Annotated in this window: 5 protein-coding genes; all 5 read left to right on the plus strand. The window is 32.8% G+C overall.

The annotated features are described in order from the left end of the window. Positions 1 to 285 precede the first annotated feature (285 nt). On the plus strand, positions 286 to 1,878 hold the full coding sequence (locus J7M77_RS12485) for a peptide ABC transporter substrate-binding protein (RefSeq protein ID WP_296879056.1): 1,593 nt from the start codon (positions 286 to 288) through the stop codon (positions 1,876 to 1,878). 62 nt (positions 1,879 to 1,940) lie between these two features. After that, positions 1,941 to 2,882 carry an ABC transporter permease gene (locus J7M77_RS12490; RefSeq protein ID WP_296879058.1) on the plus strand — a complete coding sequence of 314 codons (942 nt, stop codon included), beginning with the start codon at positions 1,941 to 1,943 and terminating at the stop codon, positions 2,880 to 2,882. 6 nt (positions 2,883 to 2,888) lie between these two features. Beyond that, positions 2,889 to 3,818, plus strand: a complete 930-nt coding sequence (locus J7M77_RS12495) for an ABC transporter permease (protein WP_296879060.1) — start codon at positions 2,889 to 2,891, stop codon at positions 3,816 to 3,818. 2 nt (positions 3,819 to 3,820) lie between these two features. Then, the gene (locus tag J7M77_RS12500) at positions 3,821 to 4,909 is read left to right on the plus strand and encodes an ABC transporter ATP-binding protein (protein WP_296879062.1); all 1,089 of its coding nucleotides are present in this window, start codon (positions 3,821 to 3,823) and stop codon (positions 4,907 to 4,909) included. Between the two features lies 1 nt (position 4,910). Then, the coding region (locus J7M77_RS12505) for an ATP-binding cassette domain-containing protein (protein WP_296879064.1) at positions 4,911 to 5,206 on the plus strand (296 nt) is incomplete at its 3' end.

Consider the following 5,206-nt stretch of genomic DNA (forward strand, 5'->3'; position numbering starts at 1 on the left):
CCCCTCAACAATAGAAAGATAGGTTCTTCCGTTTTTGTAATTAGCTTTTTTAAGAAACATAACAGACCTCCTAAAAATATTATATCACAAAACATAACATTACACAACATAAAAAAGAATAAATATTGACAATAAAAAAATCCAGAAATACCGATGTATACTGGATAATTTTATCTTAACTGTTTTAAAACGCTTCGAAACTCGGGATTAGTGTATCATACAAATATAAATTTAAAAATTGTATACATGCATTTTAGGATACAATTTCGAAGAAGGGGGATTAAAATGAAAAAATTTTTAGCGACATTAGCTAGTTTGGCGATGATGATATCACTAACTGGCTGTGGTGGAGGCGGTAGTGATAACGTCCTTAAATATGCAATTGATACAGATGTAAAATCTTTGGATTCAACAGTTGCTACAGATGGGGGATCATTTACGGCAATTCATCAATTCACTGATGGATTAACTTGTCGAGGTGAAGATGGGGAAATCCAGTTAGCTTTAGCTGATAGCTATGACACTAGTGAAGATGGTCTAACATGGACTTTTAAATTAAAGGATGCCAAATGGTCAAATGGTGATGATGTAAAAGCCGACGACTTTGTTTATGCATGGACAAGATTATTAAAGAATGCTGGTGAATACTCATCTATGTTTGGTCCAGATGGTGCTAACATTGTAAATGGTAAAGATATTCTTGAAGGAAATGCTGATGCCAGTACTTTAGGAGTTGAAGCAGTTGATGATAAAACATTAGTAGTTCATTTAGTTACACCTTGTGCTTATTTCTTGGAATTAATGAACTTCCCAGTTTTTTATCCACAAAATCAAGCGTTCGTTGAAGAAGTTGGTGAAGATAAATATGCGACTTCTCCAGATACTTTAATTTCATGTGGTGCTTTCACTGTAACTGAATATGAACAAGGTTCAAAGGTTATCTATGAAAAGAACGAAGATTACTACGATAAGGATGTTGTTTCTTTAGATGGGGTTGAAATTTATCAGTCAGTAACATCAGATACTGGATCAATGGGATTTGAAACTGGTGATTATGATTTTGTCCCAATTAGTTTTGAAACAGTAGACAGTTATACTGATTCTGATGCTTATTATACTTATACAGCAGGTTATGCACACTTTATCATGTTCAATTTCCAAAATGAATATTTAAAGAATGCTAACTTACGTAAAGCTATTTCTTATGCTATCGATCGTGAAGATTTTGCCAATAACATCTTAAAAGATGGTTCAATTGCAGCTGAAGGTTTTGTACCAAGAAACTTATCAAAGAGCAGCAGTGGTAATGATTTCCGTGATGATTCAGGAAGTTATACTGCTTATGATTTAACAACAGCGCAACAATATATGGATGCTGCTTTAGCAGAATTAGGGGTTAGTGAAATTACATTAGAATTATTATATGGAAATAACGAAGCACCTAATGATACTTGTGCTGAATATTTAGAAAGTGCATTAACTAAATTAAATGGATTAAAAATTGAAATGAAAGTAGAACCTAAAACTGCTCGTTTAGATGATATGACTAGTGGAAACTTTGATATGGCAGTAACTCGTTGGGGTCCAGATTATGCCGATCCAACTACTTATTTAACATTATTTACAACTACTAACACAAACAATGATGGTAAATATTCAAATGCTGCTTATGATGCTTTATTAGAACAAATTTCTAATGAAAGTGATGTTGATGCACGTTGGCAATTAATGATCCAGGCAGAAAAAATGATCATGGATGATTATGTTTGTGCACCAATCTTTGAAAAAGGTGGAACTGCTTTAATGAATCCTGACTGTAAAGGATTGATTATTAGAGTAACCGGACCACATGTATTAAAATATGTAAAGAAAAATTAGTAAAAACAATAGAAACACATTATATTTCTATAATGTGTTTCTTTATTAAAGGAGTGTGAATCATGGATAAAGCAATGGTTAAATATATAGCAAAGCGTTTAGCTATTTCAATAGCTACTTTATTTGTTATTTTAACGGTTTTATTTATTATGATTAGATCATTACCGGGAACTCCTTTTAATTCAGAAAAAATGACTGAAGCTCAGCTTGCAGTTGCCAATGCCAAATATGGTTTTGATAAACCGCTGTTAGTTCAGTATGTAATGTATTTAAAGGATATGGTAATGGGTGATTTTGGTATTTCATTTGCGTTATATAAAAATATATCGGTAGCTTCATTAGTCGGAAATGCGGCTAAGATTTCGTTTATTTATGGAATTGTTGCCTGTGCACTAGGAACTATTGTAGGAATGATCTTAGGAGTAGTTGCTGCTTTAAAGAAAAACACGATTTGGGATACTTTGACAACAACGATTTCGGTATTAGGAGTATCAATTCCTTCATTTGTCTTTGCCTTGTTATTGGTAATGTTTTTTGCTTATAAACTTAGAATATTGCCATTACAGTACAATAGCAATAATCCGATCTTCAGTTCAATATTACCAATATTGGCTTTGTCAATGAGTGTAATTGCCAATGTAGCGCGGTTTACGCGTACAGAAATGATTTCGGTTTTAAATAGTGAATATATTACTTTAGCTAAAGCTAAAGGTTTAGATGGAAAAACAATGATCTTAAAACATGCTTTAAGAAATGGTTTAATTCCTGTAATTACAATTTTAGGACCAATCTTAGTTAATTTAATGACCGGTACCATGGTTATTGAACAAATTTGTGGGGTACCTGGTTTAGGAAAATTACTAATTAATGGAATTGCTGCTAATGATTATAATATTGTCTTAGCTTGTGCATTTTTATATGCCGTAATGTATGTCGTGATTGTATTTGTAATTGATGTTTCTTATGGTTTGATTGATCCAAGAATTCGGATCGGAAAGGGGTAATTAGAGATGGATAAAATTGAATTTTTACCTGATGACTTTGATTTTGTCAGCGAAAATCAGGAAGCTAATATCAAAGATGTAATTAACCCTGCTAAACCTTTTTGGAAAGATTCGTTAGGTCGTTTTATCAAAAATAAAGGATCCGTAATTGGAATCATTATTATTGCCATTTATATTATTTTAGCGATAGTCATCCCTATGATCAGCAGTTTTGAATATGATGCCATTGATACAACGCTTTCTAATATTAAACCTAATAGTGTTCATTTATTTGGAACGGACAGTTATGGGCGTGATTTATTAGTTAGATTATGGCGTGGGGCCAGAATTTCTTTAATGATTGCTTTTTTAGCGGTGTTTATTGACGTAATTGTTGGTATGACTTATGGTTTGATTTCTGGATATTTTGGCGGTAAAGTGGATTTGATCTTACAAAGAATTCAAGAAATTTTAAATTCAATTCCTACTTTAGTTGTTTTAACTTTATTGCTTACCGTAATGAAATCATCATTATTTACAATTGTAATTGCTTTAGCGTTTACCGAGTGGATTCCGATGTCAAGAATAACCCGGGCTCAAGTATTAAAAGTTAAAGAAGAAGAGTTTGTTTTAGCTTCAAGAACGTTAGGAGCATCTAGCTTCTTTATTCTATTTAAAGAAATATTACCTAATATTGTCAATCAATTAATTATTATGTGTATGATGACAGTGCCTAATGCAATTTTTTATGAAGCATATTTATCTTTTGTCGGTTTAGGACTTCCAGTACCTGAAGCTTCTTTAGGTACTTTGATCAATGATGGATATAAATTCTTCTTGATTCATCCATATCAAATGCTAATTCCGGCAATTGCTTTAGCATTATTGATGTTATGTTTCAATTTGGTTGCAGATGGGTTGCGTGATGCTTTAGACCCAACGATGAAGGAGATGTAAAGATGGAAAATAAAAAAAGAGAAAGAATTTTAAAAGTACGTGATCTGCATATTTCCTTTAAAACGGATTCTGGTCAAGTTAAAGCAATTCGTGGTGTTGATCTAGACTTGTATAAAGGGGAAACAATTGCAATCGTTGGTGAATCCGGATCAGGGAAGAGTGTAACAACTAAAGCTATCTTAGGTATAATGGCTAATAATGGAACAATTGACAGCGGTTCAATCGATTATGTCTGGTATGATGAATATACTGGTGAAAGAAAACAATGCGATATCGTTAAGATGAGTGAGCATGAAATGCAAAAAGAAATTCGGGGTCGTAAAATTGCGATGGTTTTCCAAGATCCAATGACTTCATTAAACCCAACGATGACAATTGGTCGGCAAATAATGGAGCCAATGATGTATCATTATAATCGTTCTAAAGAAGAAGCGTATCAAAAAGCCGTTGAATTATTAGAATTAGTTGGTATAACTGATGCCAAAAAGAGAATGAAAAACTATCCGCATCAATTATCCGGAGGAATGCGACAAAGAATTGTTATTGCCATTGCTCTTTCATGTGATCCTTATGTACTTATTTGTGATGAACCAACAACAGCATTGGATGTAACAATTCAAGCCAAGATTTTGGAATTGATCAAAGATATCCAAAAGAAAAAAGATCTATCAGTAATTTATATTACTCATGATTTAGGAGTTGTTGCTAAAGTTGCCGATTTTGTTAATGTAATGTATGCTGGTAAAATAGTCGAAACGGGAACAATTGATGAAATTTTCTACGACCCACGACATCCTTATACATGGGGACTATTATCATCAATGCCGGATTTAGACACTAAAGATGATGTATTATATACGATCCCTGGTTCACCACCAAATTTAGCTTATGAAATTGTCGGTGATGCTTTTGCTCCTCGTAATCCATTTGCTTTAAAAATTGATTTGCGATTAGAACCGCCAATGTTCGATGTACCTGGTTCGAAAACTCATAAAGTAGCAAGCTGGCTGATGCATGAAAAAGCACCAAAAGTTAATATGCCAGAATCACTAAGAAAACGATTAGATAAAATGAAAGTTGAGGAATTGTAAAATGGAAACAAAAGAACCAGTTTTAGAAGTTAATAATTTAAAACAATTTTTCAGACTTAATCGTAAATTTACAGTTAAAGCAGTTAATGGAATTTCTTTTAAAATCTATCCTGGAGAAACTTATGGATTAGTTGGTGAATCTGGTTCTGGAAAATCAACTACAGGACGGAGTATTATTCGTTTATATAAACCAACTGATGGAAAAATTATTTTTAAAGGTAAAGATATTTCTGGAAAAATGTCTAAAGCCGATACGCGGCTGTTAAGAACAAAAATGCAAATGATCTTTCAAGATCC

This window comes from Thomasclavelia sp. (assembly GCF_017889095.1).
Classification (GTDB): Bacteria; Bacillota_I; Bacilli_A; order Erysipelotrichales; family Coprobacillaceae; genus Thomasclavelia.